This window comes from Amycolatopsis sp. A133, assembly GCF_031082405.1.
Classification (GTDB): domain Bacteria; phylum Actinomycetota; class Actinomycetes; order Mycobacteriales; family Pseudonocardiaceae; genus Amycolatopsis.
This window is the reverse complement of sequence record NZ_JAVHJU010000043.1, coordinates 182001-206173: the sequence shown is the minus strand read 5'-3', so window position 1 is coordinate 206173 and position 24173 is coordinate 182001. Positions and strand designations below refer to the sequence as shown.

The following is a 24173-nucleotide window of genomic DNA, read 5'->3' as shown; positions in this document are numbered from 1 at the left end:
TCACGGACACGCATCACGGCGCGCTATCCGCGCCGATGTATTGGGCGTAGGTGGCGCCCGACACGATGGAGCGGCGTTCGATGGTCGTCGGGTGATCGCCGAGCGTCTCGGCAAGGATCGCGACGGGTGCGAGCCTCGTGTGCTCATGCAGAGTGCCCAGCTGGGCTGCTCGGGTGCGGCCGTGGGTGTACCGCCTGCGGCTGGATCTGGGCATCGAGGACTTGTCAGGGTAGCCCCTTGGGCGCGGGCCCCGCTTTCGGAACGGTCGTTGTGCCGAGGAGACCGTAGTGGACGGCCAAGATCGGTCACGGGGAGTGGTGGCTGCCGGTATTCGCCCGGAGGGTGGGTGGTCCGTCGTCTCGATGGTGTGCAACGTCTACGCACGCGTGGCCGGCCGGGCTGTACTGGATGTGCCGAAACCAGAGGACGAGGAGAACACCATGCTGATGCGTACCGCGTTGACCGCCCTGTTCGCCGCCACTGCTGCCGGGGCGCTGATCGTGCCGGCTGCTGCCGCTGCCGAGGTCGACCCGGCCGATTACGTGATCGAGTCCGCGAACGGCACGGAGCGGGTGTGGCAGCAGACGTGGTGGGACGGCGAGCCCACCATCACCGCGGACTTCCACGGCAGCGACAACCAGCACTGGATCTTCTGGGGGAACCGCACCATCCAGAACGCGGGAACCGACCTGTGCGCCACCGCCGACCACGGCCGGGTCATCGGGGCGGATTGCAACGGCGACGACCCGGGACAGCGGTGGACCATCCGCGGCGACCACAACCAGAAACAGCTGAAGAACGAAGAAACGGGCAACTGCGCGACCTATGAGGGCCACGAAGACCAGTTGACCCTGCACACCTGCGACTGGGACCGCGTCAACCAGCGTTGGTACCTCAACATCTGACCGGTTCGGGTCACCGGCGTCCTCTCACCACGCCCCCGGATGTCGGCACTTCGTCGCGCTCACGGCTGGGCGGGATCGAGCCGGAAGCGGTCCGGGCGCGCGGCCTGCATGGAGCGGACTGCGGTGGTCACGCACAATCCGAAGATCCGGATGAGCTGCACGGGGCCGCGCTGTGATGTGCCTCGTCGAGGATTCAGTCGCTGCGTAGCTGGCGGGCGGTGACCTTTCAGCACCGTCCGGCCCGCTACGCGGCGCACCGCGGCGGCGCTCCTGGAGCACGGGTACGTGTCCACCGACGCTGCACTGCATCGAACGCACTCTGCTCCCTTCCTCAGCTCGCTGGTGTTCAGCTCCGGGCGCTTGTTGATCAGCCTGCTGGTGTGGGCTCGGGTTGCAGAGCAGCGCCAAGCGCGCGGACGAGCCAGCCGAGGTCGAACGCGCGGCGGCGTTCGGGTTCGGTCATCCGGTGCCGGCCTCCGTGGTCGTTGAGTGACCAGCTGGCGCGCCGGGACTCGGTGAGCCAGATGCGGACGTGCCGGCCGAGTGGGCTGTCGGGGGTGACCGTGACGGGTTCGCCCCGTTCGACCGCGGCGAGTGCGTCGGCGAGACCTGGGGTGTCGGTGAGGCCGTGCAGGTTGGTGAGCCGCCGCACTTCGGTGGCGGCGTCGACGGGTCCGTCGTGGCCGGGCCGGCCGGCCGGTTGCTTGGGTGCTTCGGTGAACCAGGGCTCGATATGTGCGCTGGTCAGTGGGCCGGTGAGGGCCTCGAAGGTGGGAAGAACGCCGGTGAGCTGTTCGATCAGCCGGAGGGAACGTCCAGTGTCGCCGGTGAAGTTGTCCGCATCCTCGTCGTCTTCTGTTGTGGTGAAACCGACGTCGTGCATGCGGGAGAGCAGGCGGTCGGGATCGGCGCCGTGCCGGTAGGCGGGGAAGGTGGGGTCGAAGTGGGTGATCAGCTCGCCGTCCACCGCGTAGGCGAACGTGGGAGAGGCGTAGTCGTGTCGCAGCACGGACACCGCCTCGGTTCCGCGTGACACGACGGGGGTCAGGTGCGAGCCGTTGAACCCATTCGGTTCGAACACGACGGTCCACGTGCCCAGCGGCAGTACCGACGCCACCTCGGGATAGCCGTCGTCGAAGTTGTGCAGGTCCCCGATGTCCGACCATGTCCGGGTCGCGGTGGTGTCGGGCAGGCCGCCCAGCCGCCGCAACGCCTCGGGGCCGTCAACGCCCCGGATGAAGGTGAGACAGAAGATCTCACCCAGAGTCGGGCCCTGACCGGGAAAAGCGTCCGCCCACGCCAAATCGTCAGCGACAGTCACGTGATCACCTCTCAGTCGTGCCGGAGCCTAGCGTGTTCTCGGTGGTTCGGGTGGGTGATGGTGGTTCAGTTCGGGAGCGGTGCGCACTCGTCGTGGGCCCGGTGGCAGAGGATTTGTGCGTTCGGGGCCGACTTGGCGCTGCACCTCACGGTGGACGCGATTCCGAATTGGCGGGCGAACCGGTGGTGCCCCGAATCGAACCCTGTTCACCCGTGCGCACGGCGGCGGCTGCAACGGTCGCTATAGCTTCTTGAGCCGTCTGCGGTTGACCGCCAAAACCTCGTCCGACAGGTCCGGGGCGGCGTCGGCGATTGCCCGGGCGAGGATCAGCGCGCCGACCATCTGGCTGAACAGCGCCACGGCGCGCTCGCGGGCTTCGACGGAAGTGAGCTCGGTGCCGGACTGGCGTGCGCGTTCGAGGAGCATGTCGGTGATGGTGGCGAAGTAGCCGTCAAGCCCACGTCGGTACTCGGCCTGGGCGGCGGCTCCGTGGCGGCCGGCGTCGGAGGCGAGGGCGGCCGAGGCGCAGCCGATCTCGGGGTGGTCGCGGTGCTCGGCGTTGAGGTACACGTCGACCATGTCGTGCAGGGCCGCGCGCGCCGAGCGGGGATGCGCTTCGCGGATCGCGTCGAGCGCCTCGAGCGAGTCGGTGAAGCCCTGGTTGAGCACTTCGAGTGCGAGGTCGTCCTTCGAGGCGAAGTGGTTGTAGAACCCGCCGTGCGTCATGCCGGCCGACTTCATCAGCTCCTCGATGCCGATGCCGTCGATGCCGCGCAGCCGGAATCCCGCGCCGGCCGCGTTGACGATCTTCTCGTGGTTGAGCCGCTTCTGCTCTTGCGTGATGCGGGGCACGTCGACCACCTTCCAGGCGAGCTACCGCTTCCGATGATACGCATCATCAAACCGGGTGTCCACGGAGGAGCCCCGCTTGACAGTTTATGATGACGCGTACCATCATAATTAATGATGTCGGACGTCATCGAAGACTGAGGGGACGGGCATGAACTTCGGAACCATCGGCGCCGGGACGGTTGCGCAGGCGATCGCGAGCCACCTGGTGGCGGCCGGCCACCAGGTGACACTCAGCAACAGCCGCGGCCCGGACACGCTGCTCGACGTCGTGACCCGGCTGGGGCCGCTCGCGAGCGCCGGCACACCTGCGGAAGCGGCCGCCGCCGACATGGTCTTCCTCACCGTGAGGTGGCCGCAGGTCGGTGCCGCGCTGACCGGACTGCCCGAGTGGGGTGGCCGCATCCTGGTCGACACCACCAACAACCTGGAGTCGATGCGGCCGACCCTCGCCGATCTCGGGGTGGAGACGGCGAGTGAGTTCGTCGCCGATCGTGCGCCGGGCGCGCGTGTGGTCAAGGCCTTCAACACCCTCTACGCCCAGTACATCGCCGCCGATCCCCGGCAGGCGGGAGGGCGGCAGCTGCTGTTCTACGCCGGTGACGACGAGGCCGCCAAGGCGGATTTCCACACCGTCGCCGACGCCGTCGGATTCGCGCCGGTCGACGCCGGGACGCTGCGCGACGGCGGCCGCCTGATGCAGATCGGCGGCCCGCTCTCGGCGCTGCACGCCCTGAGGCAGGACTGAAGCGATGAAAGCCTTGGCCTATGAGAAGGCACACGCGCTCGACGCGTTCGCCATCACGCTGACCGAAGTCGCCGAACCTCGGCCACGGGACGGTGACCTGCTGGTCGAGGTCCGGGCGATCGGCATCAACCCGGGCGAAGCCGCGATCCGGCGGACGCGCAGCGCCGAGCCCGGCGGCCGGGTCGTTCTCGGCTGGGAGTTCGCCGGGGTCGTCGCCGCGGCCGGGCCGGCGGCCACCGGGTTCGCGGTCGGGGACCGGGTGATGGGCACCGGCGACTTCACCCGCGACGGCAGCTGGGCCGAGCGCGTCGCGGTCGACCACCGGGTGGTGGCCAAGATCCCGGACCGGCTCGCGTTCACCGACGCCGCATCGCTGCCCATCGGTGTCCTCACGGCCTGGGAATCGCTGTTCCGCGACCAGGACGCGCTGCCGCCCGGTGTCGGCCGCGTGCTCGTCGTCGGCGGAGCCGGCGGCGTCGGGTCGATGGCCACGCAACTGCTCAAGGCCACGACGCCGGCCTTCGTGATCAGCACCGCGTCGCGGCCCGAGTCGCGGAAGTGGGCGGCGGCGATGGGCGCCGACCTGGTCGTGGACCACCGCGGTGACCTGGCCGGACAGCTCCGCGCGGCGGGGATCGACCACGTCGACCTGGTGCTCTCGACCTCGGGCACCAGTGGCCACCTGGGAGCGATCGCCGAGGTGCTGCGCCCCTTCGGTCACCTGGCCGCCACCGACCTCGCCGGCCCCTTCGACCCCGGAGCCTTCGCGGGCAAGTCGCTGTCGCTGCACAGCGAGATGGTGTTCAGCAAGATCGTCGCCGGCGGTGACGTCGGCAGCCAGGGCCGGATCCTCGCCCGGGCGGCGGACGACGTCGCAGCGGGCCGGCTGCGCCCGATCGTCACCACCGTTCTCGAGGGCCTGACCGCCGAGACCATGAAGACGGCGCACGCCCTCGCCGAGAGCGGCCGGACCATCGGAAAGACCGTGATCCAGGTAACCGGCTAGAGCCGGTGAACCACGGCGGCGCGTGAAAGCCGCCCTCAACGAAAGGAATTGCCCGAAATGACAACAGATTTGCTCGAAGGTGAGTACGTCCCCAGTGCCGACGCGATGACCCGCGCTCAGGTCGAGCTCTACGAGCGCACCGACGGCCGCGAAGGCGCGACGATGGAGGCCGGCCCGGTGGTCGTGGTGACCATGCGTGGCGCCCGTTCGGGCAAGTTGCGCAAGGTCGCCCTGATGCGCATCGAGCGCGACGGCGTCTACGCCATCGGCGCAGCGGCCGGCGGCCAGGCTCGCCATCCGGCCTGGTTCCACAACCTCGTGGCGCACCCGACGGTGCAGCTGCAGGACGGTCCGGAGCGCCGGTTGATGATCGCCCGGGTGGCCGAGGGTGCGGAGCGTGAGGACTGGCTGGCCTACACCGACGAGCTTTACCCGTTTTTCGCCGGCCTTCGCGCCCAGGCCGTCGAGGCCGGCAACCGCGAGGTGCCGCTGATCCTGCTCGAACCCGCCGAGAGCTGACCGGGCTCACCACGGGCGCCCGGGCCCGCACCCGGGCGCCCGCCGCCGGCCGACGCCGCGAGTCGGTCAGGGGTGGCAGCCGGTGTCTAGGCTGGGGGCATGACCGACTCGAGGCGGGGTGCCGGCGAAACGCCGGAGGAGCTGGCGAACGTGCTGCGGGACCAGGGCCAGGAGCGCCGCCACCCTGGCGTTGCGCACGGGCCTGGAAGACATCGAAGACCGGCACGGCCAGCACGTCGCCGACGAGGTCGCCGCCTTGGTCGACGTAGACGGTGTGTTCGCCGGCCTGAACGACCCGGTCACGGCTCGCCGGGGGCGGCCGCAGCCGGAGGACGACGAGCCGTACGAGTTCAAGCCGGTGGGCTCGCGGTAGGGGTCACTTCCGCCAGTCGTAGCTCAGCGTGGGCGGCTGGTCGGAGCCCTTCGTGACGATGAGGTTGTCTTTGGGGTGCGCGGCGGCGTACCGGACCATCTCGTCGTACATGCGGTCGCGCATCCCGACGTCCCGCACCTCGATCGTGGCGCGCTGGGCGAGGTGGAGCTCGCCGGCTTGCACGTTCGGGTCGTTGCGGATCGCCAGGTTCCAGAAGTGCTTCTTGTCGGTGCCGTCGGCGCCCTGGCCGTCGTTGGTGAAGTAGACCTGGTTGGTGTCCTTGTTGTAGATCGTCTGGGTCACCTTGATCTGATCGTCACCCTGGGCGGCGTTGAAGTGCCCGTTGTTGTTCGGCGAGTCGCTGGTGTAGAAGCCGACTTCCCCACCGAACGCGTGGTTCGCGTACTTGCCCTTCCACAACTCCAGCCGGTACGTCTTCCCGGTCTCGGGGTCGGTGAACTCCATGTTGTCGCCGTCTTCGCCGGTTTCGTCGAGTTCCATCCCGAAAGCCTCCCCGAGCTTGTCGTAGAGGTCTTTCCAGCCCAGGTAGCTCTGCACCGAATGCTCGCCGGTGGTGAAGAAGCCGCCTTCCTCGTTGTACCGGAAGCCGAGGTAGTCGTAGATCTTCTGCGCGACCTCGGGATTCTGCATGATCTTGTTCCAGTCCTGGTGAAGCAGCGCCTCCCGCAGTTCCGGGTACTTCTTCAGCAGCGCGAGGAGCCCGGGTATTTCGCGGAGCAGAATCGCGCCGATCTCGGCGAGGTTCCGCTTCTCGGAGCCCGCGAGCTCCCACACCTGACCGGTCTTGAACCGCAGCTTCTTGCCCTCGATGAGCAGGATCGCGTCGTAGGTGGTGGTCACCCGTTCCAGGTCGGCCAGCAGGACGAGGGCCTGGGCCTTGACGGCCTTGTCCTGCGCCCAGGCGACGGCGAGGTCGACTTGGCGGATCCCGAAGCCGTGCCAGCCGTGGTCGAGCTTCTTCTGGAGGCTCTGGGCGTCGGCGCGCGTGTTGCGGGCTTCTTGCTGGGCCTTCGCCAGCGCGTCACGGATCGTCTCGAACGACTTGGCCGAGTCCTCGAGATCCTGGGCCTGGTCGTCGCGGTTCTTCTTGAACGCTTCCAGCGATGTGAGCGCCGCTTCGCCGGCCCCGCCTTGCCAGGCCTCGCTCAGCTGGACGCGCACGCTCTCCAGGAGGGCTTTGGTGTCGGCGATGGTTTCCTTGGTGGCCCGGCAGGCCCGGGCGCGGTCGTCGAGTTCGGTGGTGCTGCCCTTCTCCACCTGGTCGGCGAGCGCGTAGATCTTGTCGAACACCGCCGTCACCGGTCGATCCTCTCGAAGCTGCTGTCCAGCGCTTTCAGGAAGGCGTCGCGGGCCCCGGAATCGGTGCTGTGATAGCTCTTCGCGGCCGTCTGGATGCTTTCGACCAGGTTGTCGACCTGTTGCTGCGCGGCGTCCAGATCGTCCTTGCGCGTCGCCAGCCAGACGTCGTAGTCCCCGGCGAAGCCGGCGGCGCGCGCTGTGCTCCCGACGTTCGGCGATCCGCCGATGGACAGCGTCGGCGACGTCCCCGCACTGAGCTTGGCCGCCGCGGCCTTGATGTCCGCGACGTCGACCTCGAAACCCACCGGAACCCCTCTCCGCCGTCCGAGTGACAGCCCCCGTGGGCAATGTAACAGTTTGCCGCAGGTCGGACGCCCGGGCGCCGCTTTTTCATGCGATCTGCTCGCTGGTCGTGTCGGGCTTAGCGCCGAGCGGGAACCGCACCGCCGTCGCGCTTCGATAGCACTGGCAGCATCACGCCGTATCGATAGAATACCGCCATGACCCGGCACCGGATGGTGGTCGTCCTGCTCGAGGACGTCCTGCCCCTCGACTACGCCATCCCGGTCCACGTGTTCGGCCGGGAGGCGTCGGAGGCGTACGACCTCGTGACCGTGTCCGTCGGCGGCGGTGCGGTTCCGGTGGCGGGCGGAACCACGGTCGTTCCGGACGGTGGGTTGGAGTTGCTGCCCGGGGCGGACACGATCGTCGTGCCCGGCTACGCCGACGCCGTGGCGCGTGAATTGCCCGGTTCGTTGAGGCGGGCGCTGGCCGGCGCGCACCGGCGGGGCGTCCGGATGGTGTCGATCTGCTCCGGTGCGTTCGCCTTGGCGCGGGCCGGCGTCCTCGACGGACTGACCGTGACCACGCACTGGTCGCTGTGTGCCGACCTCGCCGAGCGGTTTCCCGCGCTCACCGTCGACCAGTCGGTGCTCGTGGCCGGCACCGCGTCGGTCCTCACTTCGGGTGGCGTCACCGCCGGTGTGGATCTTTGCCTGCACCTGCTCAACGCGGACCTGGGGCCCGCGGCCGCGCGGCACGTCGCGCGGCGCATCGTCATGGCGCCGCGCCCGACGGACGGTCAGCAGCAGTTCGTGGAAAAGGCGGTCGTCCCTCCCGGCGACGACGTCATCGCGTGGGCACAGCAGTGGATGCTCGTTTCCCTGCAGCAGACCCTCTCGGTGAAGGAGGTGGCCACCCGGTTCGCCATGTCGGAGCGGACGTTCCACCGCCGTTTCCGCGAGAAGATCGGTGTGCCGCCGTTGGCCTGGCTTCGCGACCAGCGCATCGCGCGCGCCAAGGAGCTGCTGGAGACCTCGGAACTGTCCATCGAGGACATCGCGCGTCGCGTCGGCTTCGGCACGGCGACCAACCTGCGGGTGCAGTTCCGGCGGGCGACCAACCTTTCACCTCGCGAGCACCGGAAGTCCTTCACCTTCGGCCGCGTCTGACGGCGGTCGACGCCGTTGGCGGGAAGGTTTCGATCGGTGGCAGAACTGCCACTGTCCGCCGAGGGGTGCCCAAGGTGGAATCAAGGGCATGAACCAGCAGACCTTCGTCCTCGTCCACGGCGCCCTGACCGATGCTTCGGTCTGGCGCCGGGTCTCGGCGCGCTTGCAGGACGCCGGACACACCGTCATCGCGCCGTCCCTGCCCATGCGCGACTTCGACGGCGACGTCGCCTACCTCAAGCAGTTCCTGGCCACGCTCACCGGACCGCTCGTGGTCGCCGCCCACTCCTACGCCGGGTCCGTCATCTCCGCTCCCGGTGCCCTGACCGAAAACGTCCGGTCGCTCGTGTTCGTCACCGCGTTCCAGCAGGACGCGGGGGAGACGGCCGGCGCGCTCAACGGGAAGTTCCCCGGCAGTCTGCTCATTCCGGACAACCTCGTCGTGCGCGAATCCCCGGGCGGCTCGGAGATCTACCTCCGGCCGGACAAGTTCGGTGAGGTCTACGCCGGTGACGCCGGCCCGCGTGACGTGAAGATCCTCGCCGCCGCCCAGAAGCCCTTCAGCCCCGTTACGCTGGAAGGCAGCTTCGCGAACGCCGCCAGCTGGCACGGCCTGCCGTCGTGGGCGGTCGTGTCCACTCGCGACAGTTCCATTCCCGCCGAGGCGCAGCGGTGGATGGCCGAGCGGGCCGGCTCCACCGTCGTGGAAGTCGACTCCACGCACGCCGTTCCGCTGGTGCGCCCGGATGTGGTCGCCGAAACGATCCTCAGCGCGGCGGGCTGACGGCTCGGTCCGGCCGGCTCTTGCTTCCCCCTGCAACGAGTTTGCGGAAGCGCGGGTCCCGATCTGCGCCACACCCGATGGTCCGGTCACCTCGAAGGTGCGGATCCCGAGTACCTGCGTGAGTTGGTCGGATACTGGGCGGAAACGTTCGACTGGCGAGGCGAGGAGCGCCGGTTGAACGCGTTCCCGCACTTCCGGAGCGTGGTCGACGGGCTGCGCCTCCACTACGTCCACCAGAAGGCCGACGCCGGCGGGCTGCCGTTGCTCGCCGCGTCCGCCGGGCACGGAGGAGCTTCGGCCGACGCGTTCGACGTCGTCGTCGGATCACTCCCCGGATTCGGGTTTTCCGAGGCGCCCGCGACGCCCGGCACGACCGAAATGCGGATGGCACACCTCTTCCACGAGCTGATGACGCGGGTGCTCGGGTATGAGCGGTACGCGGTCCGGGGCAGCGATTTCGGCGCGAGCGTCGCCGAAGCGCTGGCCATGCTGCACCCGAGGACGGTCGCGATCCAGGCGACCAAGCCGCAGACCCTGGCCACGTCGCTCAACGACTCCCCGGCCGGGCTGGCGTCGTGGATCGTGGAAAAGTTCCGCCGGTGGAGCGACTGCGACGGGGATGTCGAACGCCGGTTCACCAAGGACCAGCTGCTGACGAACATCAGCGTCTACTGGTTCACGCAGACGATCGGGCCGTCGATGCGGCTCTACGGCGAGTCCGACTACCGGCAGGACGCCGAGTGGGACGTTCCGACGGCCCACCTCATGTCCTCGAAGGACATGTTCCCGACACCAAGGGAATGGATCGAACGGTTCTCGAGGATCGACCGCTGGACCGCGGTCGGCCGCGGCGGGCACTTCCTCGAGTGGGAGGAGCCCCGGCTCGTCGCGGAGGACATGCGAGCCTTCTTTCGCGCTCTGCGTTGAACGCGGAAACCGTCTTGTGGGGCGAATGGCCGGACCTGACCGGCGCCGGACCTCGATGTTTCCTTGAGGTGCGATCGGAGGTCATCTGATCCCGCGCCGGAGGAGTGCCGCTACCGCGCCAGCGAATTCCTCCGGCGCTTCCTGGGCAGGGTTGTGTCCGGCACCTTCCATGAGCCGGTGTTCGTACGGCCCGGTGAAGTGGGCGCGGTCGCCGGACGAACTCGGTCCGAGCAGTCCGTCGGCGCCCGTTTCCAGCATGATGGTGGGAACGGTGATCGGCGAGAAGGTCTTCGGTCCGCTGATAGCGCGGATCGCCCTCGACGAGACCGTAGCGGTGCCGGTAGGAGTGGATGACTACGTCGACGAAGTCGGCATTGTGAAAACTCGGGGCGCTCGCCGGAAACGCCTCGACGGCCCCTTGCCACGTCGGCGACCAGGTGCGCCACAGCAGTGCGCAGAGTTCTTCGCGGTAGCGCTCGAGTCCACGACGTCCACGCTCCGAATGGAAGTAGAACTGGTACCAGGAGGTCTGCTCCCACTCCGGTCTGGTGGGTTCGCCGGCGCCGGCGATGTCTTGGACGTTGCAGCCGTCGACGACGTCGCGCCGAACCCCCGGAGGAAGGGGCGAGCACCAGCGCGTTCCGTGCCGCCAAGCGCGGCGCGACTTCGTCGAACGCACGCACGTCGTAGGGAAAACCGCGGAGCAGGATGACCGGAACCCCATCGGACGGACCCGCTCGCTCGTAGGTGATGTGCCGCTCGGCGATGTTTACCTCGGAGGGAATTGGTTCGGTGCGCCGGGTGCTGCAGACTCCAAGCCATGACCGGTTACCAGATCCACACTGCCGAGACCGCCGCCGAAGCCGCCAAGGAGCCGCTCGAGGTTCTCGAAAGCGCCTTCGGCTTCGTTCCCGCCGGTGCAGGGCTCATGGCGAACTCGCCGGCGCTGATCAACACCTTCTTCTCGGCCTTCGGTCACTTCCGGCGCTGCGGCACGTTCGGTCCGGACGAGCGGCAAGTCCTGCTGCTGTCGAACGCGGTCGCCAACCGCAGCGAGTGGGCGGTGGCGTTCCACACGCTGGAGTCGCTCCAGGACGGCGTCGAGCCGGCCGTGGTCGAGGCGATCCGCCAGGGCAAGGTCCCCGCGAACGAGCGGATGGCGGCGCTGTCGGCGTTCACCCGGTCGCTGATCGAGAAGCGGGGTCACGTCGACGATGCCGAGGTGCAGGCGTTCAAGGCGGCGGGTTTCGCCGAGGAGCAGGTCTTCGAGGTCATCACCGCGGTGGCGATCTCGGCGATGACGAACTACACGGCCAACCTCGCCTGGCCGCCGCTGGAGGACGCCGTGGTGCCCCACGCCTGGAAGACGGGATACTCGGCAGGTGCCTGACGTAGGTCCCTTGCTGAAACACTGGCGCGGCGCCCGGCGGCTGAGCCAGCTGGCGCTGGCCGCCGAAGCCGCCGTGTCGGTCCGTCACCTGAGTTTTGTGGAAACGGGCCGGGCGAACCCGAGCCGCGCCATGGTGCTGAAGCTCGCGGAGGTACTCGACGTTCCGTTGCGGGAGCGCAACACGCTCCTGCTCAGTGCCGGATTCTCGCCGGAATACCCGGAGTCCGCCTTGGACGCACCATCTCTGGCCGCGGTGCGAGAAGCGCTGGAGGCCATCCTCACCCAGCAGGAACCGTTCCCGGCCCTGGTGATGGACCGCAGCTGGGACATCCGGCACACCAACACCGCGGCCCGGCGGTTCTTCGCCTTCCTCCGGGACGGACAGGCGGAGCAGCCGCCAGGACCGGCGAACGTGCTCCGCCGGATGTTCCACCCGGACGGCGTGCGGCGCCACGTGACGAACTGGCCGGAGGTCGCCGAAGCCCTGGTCCGGCGGGCCAGGCGAGAGGCGATCGGGGGTGTTCTCGACGAGCGGGCGCAGAGGATCCTCGGTGAAGTCCTGGGCTACCCGGGAGTACCGTCGCACTTGCGGGTCGTGGACGCGACGGCTCCCGTTCTCCCGATCGTGCCGATCCGGTACGAGCGTGACCGCCGGCGGTTCGACTACTTCTCCACGGTGACCACACTGGGCACACCGCAGGACGTGACGCTGCAGGAGTTGCGCATCGAGTGTTTTTTCCCGATGGACGACGAGACCCGGGAACACGCTCGCGAACTGGCCGGGTCGGGCGGGAAGTGACCGGGTGGCCGCTCACGACGCGGCCACCTGGATCGTCACGATGTTCTGCAGTCTTCGAATAGGTGAGCAACTTTCTTTGGGAACTTGTGGGCATTGCGGGTAAGCACGCGTGCTTCGCTGCATTCGCACGCGTTCCGGGTGCAGCACCGAATGCGTCTCGGTAAACTGACGAGTTACCGCATTGCATTTGACGGTGCGGGAGATTCGGCTTTACCGTGGTAAAGCGGCGTGTCGCCGGCCAAGGCCGGGTGGTCGGGTGCTTCAGGCTTGCTGGACCAGATCGCGGACCGCGGGGGCGTACGGCGCCCATGGATACTGCGGGTGCGGTACGCGCTTTGCCTGCGTCCGGAGGATGAGCTTTTCTGTTCGAGCTGTGATTCTTCAGCGGACGGAGACAAGACTAGGAGAACCGATGATCGAAGTCGAAAGCCTCAAAAAACATTATGGGTCCAAGAAAGCTGTCGACGGACTGACGTTCGAGGTGAAACCCGGCGTGGTGACCGGATTCCTGGGGCCGAACGGCGCCGGCAAGTCGACGACGATGCGCGTTCTGATGGGGCTGGACGCGCCGACTTCGGGGACGACGAGGATCAACGGCAAAGCCTACGTCCGCCATCGGGCGCCCCTGCGGGAGATCGGTGCGCTGCTGGAGGCCAAGGCCATCCACCCCGGTCGCTCGGCGCGGGACCACTTGCTCGCTCTCGGAGCCACCCACGGTATCAAGGCGAAAAGGGTCGATGAGGTACTGGAAACCGTCGGGTTGGCGGAGGTGGGGCGCAAGCGGGCCGGCAACTTCTCCCTGGGCATGGGACAGCGGCTGGGCATCGCGGTGGCCCTTCTCGGGAATCCGCAGACGGTGATGCTCGACGAGCCGGTCAACGGCCTGGACCCGGACGGCATCAAGTGGATCCGGCACCTGCTGAAGGGACTGGCCGCGGAGGGCCGCACGGTATTCGTCTCCTCGCACCTGATGAGCGAAATGGCACTGACGGCCGAACACCTGATCATCCTCGGGCGCGGCCGGCTCGTCGCCGACGTGTCGGTGGCTGACCTCATCGCTTCGGCCGATCACGGCGTTCGCGTCAGCACGCCGCGCCCGGACGCGCTGACCGACGTGCTGCGGCGGCGGGGAGCGACGATCACCTCGGTCGAAGGCGGTTTGCTCCACGTGACGGGGATTTCCGCCGAGGCGATCGGACTGCAGGCGTTGCAAGCGGGTGTGCCGTTGTGCGAGCTCACGCCGCAGAGCGCGTCGTTGGAAGAGGCCTATACGGAACTCACCCGCGACGCCGTCGAATATCAGGGTAGGACCACCACCTCGATCGGAAGGGCCGCCTGATGAGCACGACGACGATCGAGACCCCGGCCGTGCCGGTCCCGCACGAAGTGGCTACCCGCCTGACGTTCGCGGGGGTCCTTCGCAGTGAATGGGTGAAGCTGCGCTCGCTGCGTTCGAGCGCGCTGACGCTCGCATCGGCGGCGGTCATCATGATCGCCATCGGGCTGATCTTCGCCGCGACGTTCGGCAGCGACAGCGACGGCGTCAACGGCGTGACCGATCCGACCGGCATCACGCTGTCGGGTGGGATGTTCGCCCAGCTGGTCGTCGGTGTGCTGGGGGTGCTGAACATCTCCAGCGAGTACTCGACCGGAATGATCAGGTCAACGGTGACCGGTGTGCCGTCGCGGGTTCCGGTCCTCGCCGGCAAGGTCGTGGTCGTCGCGGGCACGGTGTTCCCCGCCATGCTGGCGGCCGCGCTCGTGGTCTTCTTCTCGGGGCAGTCGTTCATGAAGGGCAACGGTCACCCCGCGGCGGCGATCGGCGACACCGGTGTTCCCGGTGCGTTGCTCGGGTCCGCGGTGACGATGACCGGTGTGGCCCTCCTGGGGCTGGCGCTGGGTGCGCTCATGCGGAACACGGCGGGCGCGATCTCGGCGCTGGTCGGCCTGGTCTTCATCGTGCCGGGACTGGGCAGCCTGGTGCTGCCGGCGTCCTGGCGGGACGACGTGCTGAAGTTCCTCCCGTCGAACGCCAGTGACGCGTTCGCCGCCATCACCCCGGCCCCGAACCTCCTGGGTGCGGGAGCCGGCGCCGCCGTCTTCGCGGCTTGGGTGGTCGTTCCCCTGCTGGCCGCCGCTTTGCTGCTGCGCCGCCGCGACGTATGACCGCGTCCCCGGGGCCGGAGGCGTCCACGCTCGGCCGGATCCGTTCGTTCGCCCGACGGAATCCGACCCTCGTGGACGCCTTCGGCGCGTCCGCGTTGTTCGTGGTCAGCACGGTCAACCGGCCCGACGCCGGCGCCGAGCTGCAGACGCCGGCTGTGTTCGTCCTGCTGACCGTCGTCACCGCGGTGCTGGCCGTGCGCCGTAAGTGGCCTTTGTGGACATTGGTGGTCACGGGGGCGGGTCTCCTGCCGGCGGTGAAGTCGGGCGCGGATTTGGAGCCGTTCCTGGTACCGGTGATGGTGGCGACGTACACGGTCGCCGCCCGGACCGACCGGTGGACGACGCTCCGGTCCGCGGTACCGGTCGTCCTGCTGCTGGTCGTCGGGATCGTCCTCGTGCTGCCCCCGACGTCCGACGCCACCCAGGAGGGCGTCGCGAAGTTCGCTCTGGTCGGGATGGCGGGCGCGGTCGGTGAAGCCGTGCGCAGCCGCCGCGCCTACATCAAGGCGGTGGAGGACCGCGCCATCCGCGCCGAACGCACCCGCGAGGAAGAGGCACGTCGTCGAGTGGCGGAGGAACGGCTCCACATCGCGCGCGAGCTGCACGACATCGTCGCGCACCACATCGCGGTGATCACCGTGCAGGCCGCGGCGGCCGAGCAACTCGTCGGAGACCGGCCCGAAGCCGCGCGTGCGGCGCTCACCCACGTCCGCCGCTCGGGTCGCGCGGTGCTGGACGAACTGCGTGGCCTGCTGGGGGTGCTGCGCCGGCCGGACGATCCGGTGTCACCGACCGAGCCTGCGCCGGGAGTGGCCCAGTTCTCGTCGCTGGTCGAGTTGTTCCGCGCTTCGGGCCTGGATCTGAAGTGGACGTCCGCGGGGGAGTCCCGGCCGCTCCCCGAGACGGTCGATCTGGTCGCGTACCGCGTGGTGCAAGAGGCCTTGACGAACGCGCACCGGCACGGCACCGGAACGGCGCACCTGTCGGTGACTTACACGACGTCCGCGCTGGTGCTCGAGGTCGTCAACGCCGTCCGGACCGGGGGACGCGTTCCCGGCACCGGGCTCGGGCTGGTGGGCATGTCCGAGCGCACCGGCGCGGTGGGCGGCACGGTCCGGGCGGGCGCCGGCGGAGGAGGGCTCTTCCGCGTCCACGTCAGCTTGCCCTACCACGAAGGAGACGAGGCATGAGCATTCGCGTGCTGCTGGCCGACGACCAGGCGCTCATCCGCGCCGGCTTCCGGGTGCTCATCGACGCGGCACCCGACCTCGAGGTCGTCGGTGAAGCCGGAGACGGCCGGGAGGCGCTGAGCCTGCTGCGCAGTACCCGCGCCGATGTCGTGCTGATGGACATCCGGATGCCGGAAATGGACGGGCTGGAGGCAACGCGGCAGATCGTCGCCGACGAAGACCTCGCCGGGGTCAAGGTACTCATCCTCACCACGTTCGAGGTGGACGACCACGTCGTGCGCGCCATCCGGGCCGGCGCCAGCGGGTTCCTCGGCAAGGGCCTGGAACCGGACGAGCTCCTGACCGCCATCCGCGCGGTCGTCGCCGGGGACGCGCCCCTGACGCAGACCGCCACCAGGTTGCTCATCGGCAAGCTGCGATCCGGCGCTCCGGTCTCCGAAGCCGACGTCGAAAGGCTGAGCGTGCTGACCCAGCGCGAGCGCGAGGTGGTGGTCTTGGTCGCGCAGGGCCTGACGAACGACGCCATCGCGACGCGGTGGTTCGTGTCGCCGCTCACCGTGAAGACCCACGTGAACCGGGCGATGATGAAGCTCCACGCCCACGACCGGGCCCAGCTGGTCGTCATCGCTTACCAAACCGGTCTTGTGCAGGTCTGAGGTCTGACCGCGCGGTTCTTGTCGAAGGATTGTGGGATTGGCACCGCCAAGCCGACCGGGGGGACTAGCACCGACAGCGTCGATGCAATCGCGTTCAGCTCCGACGGGCACAAGGTGGCCACCGCGGGCGGGCCCGGCTGGCGACGTTCCCGTCGGCCGGAGGAAACTGAGCTGGGCGTTGGTGGAGTCCAGGTGGAGCGGACCCCAGCAGCGCTTGCGTGGCGCCAGCCAGCGCGGGAACCGAAGTCACAGGAGACTTGAGCGATGAGCGAACCGTTGGCGCGCGAGGTGACCACTCCGCTGCTGTACCTGTTCATCGTGGGTGATGTGCTCGGCGCGGGGATTTACGTACTGATCGGGCAGATCGCCGGTGTTTCCGGTAGCGCGGTGTGGCTGCCACTGACTGTTGCGCTGGTGCTGGCCGTGCTCACCGCGGCTTCTTACGCCGAGTTGGCGACCAAATATCCGCGAGCGGGCGGCGCATCACACTATGCCCACCGTGCGTTCGGCCCGTTCGCCGGGTTTGTGGTCGGGTTCTGCATGCTGGCGGCCGGGGTCGTGTCGGTGGCCGCGTTGGCCCGCGGCTTCGCCGGTGACTACCTGCGGCAGTTCGTCCAGTTGCCGACCGCGCTGGTGGCCGTCGTCTTCCTGCTCGCGCTGGGCGTGCTCAACGCTCGCGGTATCAAGGACTCGCTGCGGGCCAATATGCTGGCCACCTTGATCGAGGCGGGCGGTCTGGTACTGGTGGTCGGGCTCGGCGCCTGGGTGATCTTGCGTGGGGACGCCGACCTCGACCGGCTGACCGAAATCGGCACTGCGGAGCGCGGCCCGGTCACCGCGGTGCTCGGCGGGGTCGTGCTGGCGTACTACGCTTTTGTGGGTTTCGAGACCTCGGTCAACGTGGCGGAGGAAACGAAGGATCCCCGCCGGTCTTATCCCCGTGCGTTGTTCGGGGCGATGGCCACCGCGGGGGTGTTGTACCTGTTGGTCGGCGTGGTCGCCGGGGCGGTGGTGCCCGCCGAACGGCTGGCTGCGTCCAGCGGCCCGCTCCTGGAGGTCGTGCGGGTGGCCGGCGGGGTACCGCAGTGGGTGTTCGGTGTAGTGGCACTGGTGGCGGTGACCAACGGCGCTCTGCTCACCGGGATCATGTCTTCGCGGCTGGCGTACGGAATGGCCCGTGATCGCCTGCTGCCGTCCGTGCTGGCGAAGGTGCTGCCCCGCCGGCGCACGCCCTGGGTCGCGATCGTGGTGACCAGCGGGCTCTCGCTCGTCCTCGCGTTGACCGGTGAGATCGACGTCCTCGCCTCGACGCTGGTGTTGCTGCTGCTCATCGTGTTCGCCGCGGTGAACACCGCGGTCCTGGTCCTGCGGCGGGACCAGCAGGCGCTCCCGCACTTCCGCGCGCCCACTGCGCTCCCGGTGCTCGGTTTGGCGTCTTGCCTGCTGCTGGGCACCCAGATCGAGGCCGGCGTCTGGCTGCGTGGCGGCATCCTGCTCGCGGTCGGCGTCCTGCTCGCCGTGGTGGGATCCCGGTCGGCGCGCAACACGCCGCGCGGCGCCCCTGAGGACACTGCCGAGGACACCGGCGGAGACGATCCCGGTACTCGAGACCACACGACAACCCGGTGATCGGCGGCGTCACCGGTACCCGGCGGTGGCGACTGAATCCAGCCGCAGCGGATACCACCTCTCCGGCACGCCTGGCCATCCCCTCGACCGTCGGCTCCGAATGCCAACTTGGTCCCCGGCGCGGCAGGGGACTGGGTAACAACACGAAGCTCGGCGGCGCTGTAGTCAGCAGATGACGTCGGCGAGAACGGGGTGCACCGAATGAGCACGACGCACGCTGAGGTCTCCGGGCGTGGCGCCGCCGGGGAACCGGCAGCGGAATTCACCGTCACCGGCCCGCTCGCCGCGGTCGTGACCCTGACCGCCTACGGGCCCCTCGACGAGGCCGCCGTCGCCGGTCTCTCAACCGCGACCGACGCCGCTCTGCAGCGCGCAGCCGATGACACCGGCTGCGTGGTCGTCGACCTGACGGCGGTCACGTACCTGGCAATGGAGGCGCTCCAGCAGTTGGCCCTCCTCGCCCGGGCTTGCCGGCTCGCCGGCGTGCAGTTGCGGGTGCTTCCTTCCCCGGTGGCCCGGAGGAAGATCGTGCTCGCGGGGCTGGCAGAGTTTCTGCCGCTGGAGAGGTGAGGGTGTCGACGGCGGCCTGCTGCGATGACCGTCGTAGCCCAATACCGCCCCGACGGTGCGAGGCGGTCATCCCAGCAGGCCGCCGTCCGTCCCCGAGACCCCGTCCCGAGTACTGGAGACCTACCCAGCCGAGCGGGGTGTTCAATCGTTCCGCCGCGATTTTCTCTGCGGGGACCTGACCGGGCGGGGCCGCGGCTCGGCCTCGACCCGGCCGCGATGACCGATCGAGCCGAGCCGCAGCGTCGAACCCCAGCGCGCCTGCCTGAACGCGTTCTTCTCAAACGGCAAGCCGAAAAGCCTTAGCGGGGGATCGCCCCGGGTTCGCCGTCGGTGATGACGAAGCTCGCGCGGGTCGTCACGGGCGCGCCGGGCCGCGAAACGTAGTCGACGACGCGGTAATCGGCCGTCCACTCGGTACGGGTGACGACGTTGCGGACGTAACCGCGCTTGCGGTTGACGAACTTGATGTGCGGATTCTCCTGCAGCTGCACGGCGTCGCCCGCGTTCTGGTCGACGCCGTCGCCGCCCGAGGTGATCGACGTGCCCACCAGTTCGGTGCCCACGGTCGCCGAGGCCGGGTTCGCGAAGTCGGCTTTGATGTCGGCGACGTAGCTCGCGTGCACGTCGCCGGTGATCACCACCGGGTTGCTCGCCTTGGCCAGGTGGTCGCGGACGAGATCGCGCTCGACCGGGTAGCTGTCCCACGCGTCGTCGCTGAAGCTCGTCGCCGGGCCGGCGGTGAAGTCGCGGGCGGAGAAGAACACCTGCTGGGCCAGGATGTTCCAACGCGCGGTCCGCCCGGCCAGGTTCCGCAGCAGCCACTCCCGCTGCGCGGAGCCGAGGATCGTGCGGGCCGGGTCGAGCCGCTCCTCGGGCGTGACTTCCTGGTCGTCGCGGAACTGGCGGGTGTCGAGCAGGTGCACGTCGGCCAGGTCGCCGAAGGTCAGCCGCCGGTGGATCCGGATGTCCGGGCCGGACGGACGCTGGGCGCGCCGCAGCGGCATGTGCTCGTAGTAGGCCTGGAACGCGGCCGCGCGGCGCTGCCGGAACACCGCCGGGTCCTGGTCGGGCTCGGTGTCCGGTTGGGAGAGGTCTCCCGCCCAGTTGTTCTCCACTTCGTGGTCGTCGAACACGACCGCCCACGGGAAGGCCGCGTGGGCCGCCTGCAGGTCCGGGTCGGTTTTGTACTGGGCGAGCCGGGTGCGGTAGTCGGCGAGCGTCCAGGTTTCGCCGGCCGGCGCGTGACCGCGGCCGATTGTGCCTTGCGCGCCGCCTTCGTAGATGTAGTCGCCGAGGAACGCGACGAGGTCGAGGTCTTCCTCGGCCAAGTGCCGGTAGGCGGTGTAGAAGCCTTCGGGGTAGTTCTGGCAGCTGGCGAAGGCGAACGCGAACCGGTCGGTGCGCGCGCCCGGCCGCGGCGCGGTCTTCGTCCGGCCCACCGGGCTCAGCTCGGGCCCGGCCCGGAAGCGGTAGAAGTATTCGGCTCCGGGCCGCAGCCCGGCCACCTCGGCGTGGACGGTGTGCGCCTGCTCGGGACGAGCCAGTTCGGCGCCGGCCGCCACCACGCGGCGGAACCGCTCGTCCTCGGCGACCTGCCAGGTCACCGGCACCGGCCGGGCGGGCATGCCCCCGTCGGCGGCCAGGGGTTCGGGCGCCAGCCGCGTCCACAACACCACGCCGCCGGGCAGCGGGTCGCCCGACGCGACCCCCAGCATGAAGGGCGCCCGGACCGGCGCGTGCCCCGCACCTTCGGCGGCCGCGGCCGGGATGCCGGACAGCGCGGCGGCGCCGAGTGCGGCGGTCCCGGCCAGCAGAACCTGCCGGCGGGACGGCGCCGGACCCGCGGCGGCGTCGAATGGACCAGCCATGTGTCACCTCTTCCGAAAAGACCGTTACGGCCCGCACACGCTAAATTCGGGGGATGACTACAGCGCGACATCCTGATGACCCGATGGTGTACACCCGGATGAGGTAGCAAGCTGCATTTCGGACCGGAGGGTCATCGAGACACCGGCCATCGAGAGCTTGGTAGCCGTTACGAATGCTCCAGCCGGCTGCCGCGGCGCCAGATGGCCCGGGTGTTGAGCGTGTCGGCGATGTTCGCCGTCGGGTTGCCGTCGACGAGCAGCAGGTCGGCGCGGAGTCCTTCGGCGATCCGGCCTCGGTCGCCGAGGCTGAACCGGCGGGCGGTGGTTGCCGTCGCGGCGCGCAGTGCTTGGGCGGGCGTCAGACCTGCGGTCACGAGGTACTGCAGTTCGTGGTGCAGGCTGGCTCCGTGGGCCAGGCCGCCGAAGAAGGTTTCGGGCATGGAGGCGTCGGTGCCGGCCAGCAGGTCCACGCCCGCTGCGGCCAGCGCCTGTACGGTCTCCAGGACGTCGTCGAGCTTGCCCTGGGGATAGCGGTTGTAGCTCGACCGCAGGGTCTTCTCCCACTTGTCGTCGAGGCGGCGGGCGACCCGGGGGTCGTCGGCCAGTGCGCTGCCGGTGATGCCCATCATCGACGCGTCGAGGCTGACGCACGGTACGACGAACATCCCCGATTCGGCGATCAGGTCGACGATTTCCGTGGTGTGCGGGCGGTCCATGAACACGTGCACGACGCCGTCGACCCCGGCTTCGGCGGCCATGCGGGTGGCGTCGAGGGTCAGGGTGTGCGCGACGGTGAGGGCGCCGTACTTCCTGGCCTCGGCGACGCCTGCGTTGAGCGTGGCCTGGTCGAGCATGGGCAGTCCGGGGTGTCCTTCGACGCTGCCGTCGTCGACCATGAATTTGATGTAGTCGGAGCCACGCGCCAGTAGCTGCGGTATGTACGCGGCCGCCTGTTCCGGGGTGGTGGAGAACGGCATCAGCGGCATCACCGGCGGCAGGTTGCCGGCCGGCCGGAACCCTTCGGGCATGAGCTCGCTGGGGTGGCCGCCGGGTGGGGTGATGCCGAAACCGGCCGAGCGCACGTCGGCGACCGTGTCGTCCTCGGTGATGTGCGCGCGGTTCTCGCGGGTGTGCATGCCCTGCATCTCCAGTTCGGTGGTGACGCCGAACCGCAGGGCCAGTGCGAGGGAGCCGGGGCCGGAGTGGACGTGCGCGTCGATCAGGCCGGGCAGCAGGGTCGCGCCCCGGCCGTCGACGACTTCGGCGCCGTCGGGTACCTCGCCGCCGACCTGGCGGATCTTCCGGCCGTCGAGGACGACGGTCTGGACCCCCAGCGTCTTCTCCCCGTCGAACACCCGGGCGCCGGTGATGGCAGTGGTGGCCATGGTGGCCTCGCTCTCTCTTCGCAGTTACATACCTAATGCTATGCAGTTCTCCTCTGGTATGCAAATGCCGGGGGTACTACGATCGGGAGGTGAGCAGTTCCGCCGAAGACGCCCTGCTGGACCAGATCGGGCCGGCCCTGTCCCGGCTGCGCCGCCGCACCCCGGCCACGAGCCGCGACGTGTCCCGCAACCTGGTGCTGAACGTGGTCGCCGACGCTGCGGGTGAGATGACGGTCGGGGGGCTCGCCGCGGAGATGGGCGTCGTGCAGCCGGTGGCCAGCCGGACGGTCGCGGCTTGCATCGCCGACGGCCTGCTGCGGCGGACGGCCTCCCAGGCCGACGGCCGCCGGACGGTGCTCGAGCTCACCGAACGCGGCGAGGCCGAGCGAGCCCGGTTCGCCGCTGACCAGCGCGCGGCGTTCGAAGAAATCACAGCCGGCTGGTCGCCGGAGGAACGCGTCCAGTTCGCGCGGCTCCTCGTCCGCTACACCACCGACGCCGGCGCGTGGTCCCGCCGCCGGTCCGCCGAAGAGCACTGACGGGTCGGCCGTCCGCCGCGTCTTCGTTCGAAGACCGCGGCATCCGGTGCGGCTTGAGCCCATTCTGTCTCGACCGGGGCGACGCGGTGCGAGCATCGGCTCACTGCGCCGTGGACGGGTTCGCCGATCCGGAGACTACACGTCGCAGAGGGCTATCTGGAGCCGTGTTCGAAGCAAGCTGCTTCGGCCGGGCTGTCGCCGGTTATGGCGAAATCCGTCAGTTTGCTCTGGTGCTCCGACGTTTCCCGGGCGAAGATCGCGATAGCCCCATGCGGATGGCAGTAGATGAGGCCGCCCTGGTCGGCGATGGCGGCGACTTCGAGGGTTTGGGTAAGGATCGTCAGCGAGGCGCCGTTGTCTGCTTGTAGTTCCGCGACGGCTGCTTCCGGAGTGCGCGATCCGAACGGACGGTCCATCAAGCGGCTAACTCCGCTGTAGTCGCGGCGACAGGCGGCGTCGTGCACGGAACGCACGGGGGTGAGGAGCGCGTCGTTCACGGCGTTGCCGGCCACGTCGGTGGTCGCGACCGAACCGCACGCGGGCTTGTCCCGTGACGATACCGGGGCATGGCTTGGGGCAAGGGCCGCATCGCCCGCCGGGGCGGTTTCTCGCCCGAACTTGAGCCAGATGCCCGTGGCCAGCAACAAGAGGAGCACCGCCCCGCCCGCTGCGTACCACCGGATTTCTCTTCGCATGGCCTTCCTCGGTGCTCGAAAGTCAGCAATAGGGCAGGACGTCCAGGTGCTGCGGATTCGGTCCGGGAGTGACGCTGAAGTCTCCTTGGAGGATGTAGGCGGACCGATAAGACGCCACATGTTTTCCCCCGCACGAGAATCCCGTCACCCGAAACGGCTTCCCGTTGTTGTTGACGACCGCCTCCTTGAGTTCCGAGCCGGACTGGTAGATCACGGTGAGCTCATAGTCGTAGGCGGCCGTGGTTGCCGAGGCGGTCACAATTATCTCACTGGTCTCGTCGGCAGCGAGCTTGATGGTGTGGGATGGAAAGTACGGGCCCGCGGGGAAGCTCCGGTCGTGGACGTCATCTCGAACTGCTGCCTGCAGGACCGGAAAGCGGTCGTCCAGTTCAAGCAACGTCTCCGCCGAGTCTTCCGGCCCTTGGGGAGGGGCCCAGACGAGGCCGCCGCTCAACGGGGAGGTCTTGTTGCGGATCGCCGCTCTGATATCGGTGACGACGACCTGCCCGATCTGCGGACCTTCGAGGTGGAGCCTGATGACCTGGTGCCTCAAGCTCGCTGCGCCGGTCAGCCGGGCCTCGCGCGCGAGGGCGTGATCCGTCGCGGCCATCGGATGGGAAAGCTTTTCGACCAGGTTGTTTCCGAGGAAACGGGCGTCTTCGCTCGCGTAACCCCAAGGCCCGTTGTCGTTGGCCGACAGATCCGCGATGACCGACAGCGAGGGTGCCCCCTGGTCCGACTCGGTTTCGGGTGTGGAACCGGTCGGCCACAGCCAGACGACGCCGTTCGTCGCGAGGAGGACTGCCAGCCCGACGATGAGCCATGGCCGTGACCAAGACGCCGACTGTGGCCGTGGTCGCGGCGGGTCGGAGCCGATGCTCAGGTTGCCGAAGACATCGCGAACCTGGACGACCTGGTCGGCCTGTGACGAATGAACGTTGTTCGAGGAATCCCCGCCGTTGTCGGTTCCATCGGGGGACGTGCCGCCGGCCATCGAACTCCCAGAATCACTCGAACGCCGATACCGCTTCGCTGAGAAGAGGATGTGATTCTACCGGCTGCTCGATTGGATCTTCACTGGCC

At 68.9% G+C, this 24173-nt stretch carries 26 protein-coding genes; 17 read left to right on the top strand and 9 right to left on the bottom strand.

All coding sequences use genetic code 11. The features are described from left to right. Positions 1-13: 13 nt before the first annotated feature. Complete coding sequence (locus Q5425_RS28015; protein ID WP_308675309.1) at positions 14-214, bottom strand: hypothetical protein; 201 nt, start codon at positions 212-214, stop codon at positions 14-16. A 73-nt stretch (positions 215-287) separates the two neighbouring features. Here Q5425_RS28015 and Q5425_RS28010 point away from each other — a divergent pair, with 73 nt between their 5' ends. Continuing rightward, positions 288-905 carry an RICIN domain-containing protein gene (locus tag Q5425_RS28010; protein ID WP_308675308.1) on the top strand — a complete coding sequence of 206 codons (618 nt, stop codon included), beginning with the start codon at positions 288-290 and terminating at the stop codon, positions 903-905. A gap of 367 nt (positions 906-1272) precedes the next feature. On the opposite strand, the gene Q5425_RS28005 is transcribed toward Q5425_RS28010, so the two are convergent. Then, positions 1273-2226, bottom strand: a complete 954-nt coding sequence (locus Q5425_RS28005) for a DUF6461 domain-containing protein (protein ID WP_308675307.1) — start codon at positions 2224-2226, stop codon at positions 1273-1275. Between the two features lie 240 nt (positions 2227-2466). Next, entirely contained in the window at positions 2467-3078 is a 612-nt protein-coding gene (locus Q5425_RS28000; RefSeq protein ID WP_308675306.1) for a TetR/AcrR family transcriptional regulator, read from the bottom strand. Between the two features lie 148 nt (positions 3079-3226). On the opposite strand from Q5425_RS28000, the gene Q5425_RS27995 reads away from it, so the two are divergent. The 4 genes from Q5425_RS27995 (at position 3227) to Q5425_RS27980 (ending at position 5721) form a co-directional block, all read left to right on the top strand. Beyond that, positions 3227-3823: an NAD(P)-binding domain-containing protein gene (locus Q5425_RS27995; protein WP_308675305.1), complete on the top strand. Its 597-nt coding sequence runs from the start codon at positions 3227-3229 to the stop codon at positions 3821-3823. A gap of 4 nt (positions 3824-3827) precedes the next feature. Then, positions 3828-4829, top strand: a complete 1002-nt coding sequence (locus Q5425_RS27990) for a zinc-binding alcohol dehydrogenase family protein (RefSeq protein ID WP_308675304.1) — start codon at positions 3828-3830, stop codon at positions 4827-4829. A gap of 57 nt (positions 4830-4886) precedes the next feature. Continuing rightward, the gene (locus Q5425_RS27985; protein WP_308675303.1) at positions 4887-5348 is read left to right on the top strand and encodes a nitroreductase/quinone reductase family protein; all 462 of its coding nucleotides are present in this window, start codon (positions 4887-4889) and stop codon (positions 5346-5348) included. 190 nt (positions 5349-5538) lie between these two features. Continuing rightward, complete coding sequence (locus Q5425_RS27980) at positions 5539-5721, top strand: hypothetical protein (protein WP_308675302.1); 183 nt, start codon at positions 5539-5541, stop codon at positions 5719-5721. A 3-nt stretch (positions 5722-5724) separates the two neighbouring features. Here the strand turns inward: Q5425_RS27980 and Q5425_RS27975 are convergent, their stop codons facing one another. Beyond that, on the bottom strand, positions 5725-7041 hold the full coding sequence (locus tag Q5425_RS27975) for a DUF4474 domain-containing protein (protein WP_308675301.1): 1317 nt from the start codon (positions 7039-7041) through the stop codon (positions 5725-5727). After that, positions 7038-7346, bottom strand: a complete 309-nt coding sequence (locus Q5425_RS27970) for a hypothetical protein (protein ID WP_308675300.1) — start codon at positions 7344-7346, stop codon at positions 7038-7040. Before Q5425_RS27970 ends, Q5425_RS27975 begins: the two co-directional genes overlap by 4 nt. A 195-nt stretch (positions 7347-7541) precedes the next feature. Here Q5425_RS27970 and Q5425_RS27965 point away from each other — a divergent pair, with 195 nt between their 5' ends. From Q5425_RS27965 to Q5425_RS27915, 11 genes are all read left to right on the top strand, one after another. After that, positions 7542-8492 carry a helix-turn-helix domain-containing protein gene (locus Q5425_RS27965; RefSeq protein WP_308675299.1) on the top strand — a complete coding sequence of 317 codons (951 nt, stop codon included), beginning with the start codon at positions 7542-7544 and terminating at the stop codon, positions 8490-8492. An 88-nt stretch (positions 8493-8580) separates the two neighbouring features. Next, positions 8581-9276, top strand: a complete 696-nt coding sequence (locus Q5425_RS27960) for an alpha/beta hydrolase (protein ID WP_308675298.1) — start codon at positions 8581-8583, stop codon at positions 9274-9276. A 30-nt stretch (positions 9277-9306) separates the two neighbouring features. Beyond that, positions 9307-10203 (top strand): epoxide hydrolase, encoded by an 897-nt coding sequence (locus tag Q5425_RS27955; protein WP_308675356.1) that lies wholly within the window; start codon positions 9307-9309, stop codon positions 10201-10203. Positions 10204-11023: 820 nt separating this feature from the next. Beyond that, complete coding sequence (locus tag Q5425_RS27950) at positions 11024-11593, top strand: carboxymuconolactone decarboxylase family protein (RefSeq protein WP_308675297.1); 570 nt, start codon at positions 11024-11026, stop codon at positions 11591-11593. Further along, on the top strand, positions 11586-12392 hold the full coding sequence (locus tag Q5425_RS27945) for a helix-turn-helix transcriptional regulator (RefSeq protein WP_308675296.1): 807 nt from the start codon (positions 11586-11588) through the stop codon (positions 12390-12392). The genes Q5425_RS27950 and Q5425_RS27945 overlap by 8 nt, the downstream gene beginning before the upstream one ends. Before the next feature lie 412 nt (positions 12393-12804). Beyond that, entirely contained in the window at positions 12805-13731 is a 927-nt protein-coding gene (locus tag Q5425_RS27940; RefSeq protein WP_308675295.1) for an ABC transporter ATP-binding protein, read from the top strand. Further along, positions 13731-14558, top strand: a complete 828-nt coding sequence (locus tag Q5425_RS27935) for an ABC transporter permease (protein WP_308675294.1) — start codon at positions 13731-13733, stop codon at positions 14556-14558. Before Q5425_RS27940 ends, Q5425_RS27935 begins: the two co-directional genes overlap by 1 nt. 71 nt (positions 14559-14629) lie before the next feature. Continuing rightward, positions 14630-15748, top strand: a complete 1119-nt coding sequence (locus Q5425_RS27930) for a histidine kinase (protein WP_308675293.1) — start codon at positions 14630-14632, stop codon at positions 15746-15748. Further along, complete coding sequence (locus Q5425_RS27925; protein ID WP_308675292.1) at positions 15745-16404, top strand: response regulator transcription factor; 660 nt, start codon at positions 15745-15747, stop codon at positions 16402-16404. The genes Q5425_RS27930 and Q5425_RS27925 overlap by 4 nt, the downstream gene beginning before the upstream one ends. Before the next feature lie 264 nt (positions 16405-16668). Further along, positions 16669-18033, top strand: coding sequence for an APC family permease (locus tag Q5425_RS27920; protein ID WP_308675291.1), 1365 nt, complete (start codon positions 16669-16671; stop codon positions 18031-18033). A 201-nt stretch (positions 18034-18234) separates the two neighbouring features. After that, positions 18235-18603 (top strand): STAS domain-containing protein, encoded by a 369-nt coding sequence (locus Q5425_RS27915; RefSeq protein WP_308675290.1) that lies wholly within the window; start codon positions 18235-18237, stop codon positions 18601-18603. Positions 18604-18902: 299 nt separating this feature from the next. Here the strand turns inward: Q5425_RS27915 and Q5425_RS27910 are convergent, their stop codons facing one another. Beyond that, entirely contained in the window at positions 18903-20471 is a 1569-nt protein-coding gene (locus Q5425_RS27910; protein WP_308675289.1) for an alkaline phosphatase D family protein, read from the bottom strand. Positions 20472-20638: 167 nt separating this feature from the next. Then, the gene (locus Q5425_RS27905; RefSeq protein ID WP_308675288.1) at positions 20639-21856 is read right to left on the bottom strand and encodes an amidohydrolase family protein; all 1218 of its coding nucleotides are present in this window, start codon (positions 21854-21856) and stop codon (positions 20639-20641) included. An 89-nt stretch (positions 21857-21945) separates the two neighbouring features. On the opposite strand from Q5425_RS27905, the gene Q5425_RS27900 reads away from it, so the two are divergent. Continuing rightward, entirely contained in the window at positions 21946-22395 is a 450-nt protein-coding gene (locus Q5425_RS27900) for a MarR family winged helix-turn-helix transcriptional regulator (RefSeq protein WP_308675287.1), read from the top strand. Positions 22396-22547: 152 nt separating this feature from the next. On the opposite strand, the gene Q5425_RS27895 is transcribed toward Q5425_RS27900, so the two are convergent. Together Q5425_RS27895 and Q5425_RS27890 are read right to left on the bottom strand one after the other, a co-directional pair. Then, entirely contained in the window at positions 22548-23090 is a 543-nt protein-coding gene (locus tag Q5425_RS27895; protein WP_308675286.1) for a hypothetical protein, read from the bottom strand. 22 nt (positions 23091-23112) lie between these two features. Then, positions 23113-24084, bottom strand: coding sequence for a hypothetical protein (locus Q5425_RS27890; protein WP_308675285.1), 972 nt, complete (start codon positions 24082-24084; stop codon positions 23113-23115). Between the last annotated feature and the right edge of the window lie 89 nt (positions 24085-24173).